The sequence below is a fragment of the Acinetobacter sp. R933-2 genome (assembly GCF_030325485.1).
GTDB classification, from domain to species: Bacteria; Pseudomonadota; Gammaproteobacteria; order Pseudomonadales; family Moraxellaceae; genus Acinetobacter; species Acinetobacter sichuanensis.
Genome location: NZ_JACAIJ010000007.1, coordinates 220,708 through 222,270, shown reverse-complemented (window position 1 = coordinate 222,270; position 1,563 = coordinate 220,708). Strand labels below are relative to the sequence as shown.

Genomic DNA, 1,563 nt, shown 5'->3' with positions numbered 1-1,563 from the left:
CGGCTTGTTGTCACTTGATCTTGTATCTGGTTTATTAGATGGTCTTTTAGGTGGCTTATTATCACTTGACCTTGTAACCAACTTGGTTGATGGCTTACTTGGTGGCTTGTTATCACTTGATTTAGTCTCTGGTTTATTAGATGGTCTTTTAGGTGGTTTATTATCACTTGACCTTGTAACCAACTTGGTTGATGGTTTACTTGGTGGCTTGTTATCACTTGATCTAGTCTCTGGTTTATTAGACGGCATCTTGGGTGGTCTATTATCACTTGACCTTGTAACCAACTTAGTTGATGGCTTACTTGGTGGCTTGTTATCACTTGATTTAGTCTCTGGTTTATTAGATGGTCTTTTAGGTGGTTTATTATCACTTGACCTTGTAACCAACTTGGTTGATGGTTTACTTGGTGGCTTGTTATCACTTGATCTAGTCTCTGGTTTATTAGACGGCATCTTGGGTGGTCTATTATCACTTGACCTTGTAACCAACTTAGTTGATGGCTTACTTGGCGGCTTGTTGTCTCTTGATCTGGTAACTGGTTTATTAGACGGCATCTTGGGTGGTCTATTATCACTTGACCTTGTAACTAATCTTGTTGATGGCTTACTTGGCGGCTTGTTATCTCTTGATTTAGTCTCTGGTTTATTAGACGGCATCTTGGGTGGTTTATTATCACTTGACCTTGTAACCAACTTAGTTGATGGTTTACTTGGCGGCTTGTTGTCTCTTGATCTTGTATCTGGTTTATTAGATGGTCTTTTAGGTGGCTTATTATCACTTGACCTTGTAAGCAACTTAGTTGATGGCTTACTCGGCGGCTTGTTGTCTCTTGATTTAGTCTCTGGTTTATTAGACGGCATCTTGGGTGGTTTATTATCACTTGACCTTGTAACCAACTTAGTTGATGGTTTACTTGGCGGCTTGTTGTCTCTTGATCTTGTATCTGGTTTATTAGATGGTCTTTTAGGTGGCTTATTATCACTTGACCTTGTAAGCAACTTAGTTGATGGCTTACTCGGCGGCTTGTTGTCTCTTGATCTAGTCTCTGGTTTATTAGATGGTCTTTTAGGTGGCTTATTATCACTTGACCTTGTAACCAACTTGGTTGATGGCTTACTCGGCGGCTTGTTATCTCTTGATTTAGTCTCTGGTTTATTAGACGGCATCTTGGGTGGTTTATTATCACTTGACCTTGTAACCAACTTAGTTGATGGTTTACTTGGCGGCTTGTTGTCTCTTGATCTTGTATCTGGTTTATTAGGTGGTCTTTTAGGTGGCTTATTATCACTTGACCTTGTAACCAACTTAGTTGATGGCTTACTCGGCGGCTTGTTGTCTCTTGATCTGGTAACTGGTTTATTAGATGGCATCTTGGGTGGTTTGTTATCACTTGACCTTGTAAGCAACTTAGTTGATGGCTTACTTGGCGGCTTGTTATCTCTTGATCTCGTAACTGGTTTATTAGACGGCATCTTGGGTGGTCTATTATCACTTGACCTTGTAAGCAACTTAGTTGATGGCTTACTTGGCGGCTTGTTATCTCTTGATCTCGTAACTGGTTT

Annotated in this window: 1 pseudogene; it reads left to right on the top strand. The window is 40.3% G+C overall.

The features are described 5' to 3' along the window. Positions 1-1,563 (top strand): annotated as a pseudogene (locus HX005_RS10515) (hypothetical protein); the annotation flags it as partial.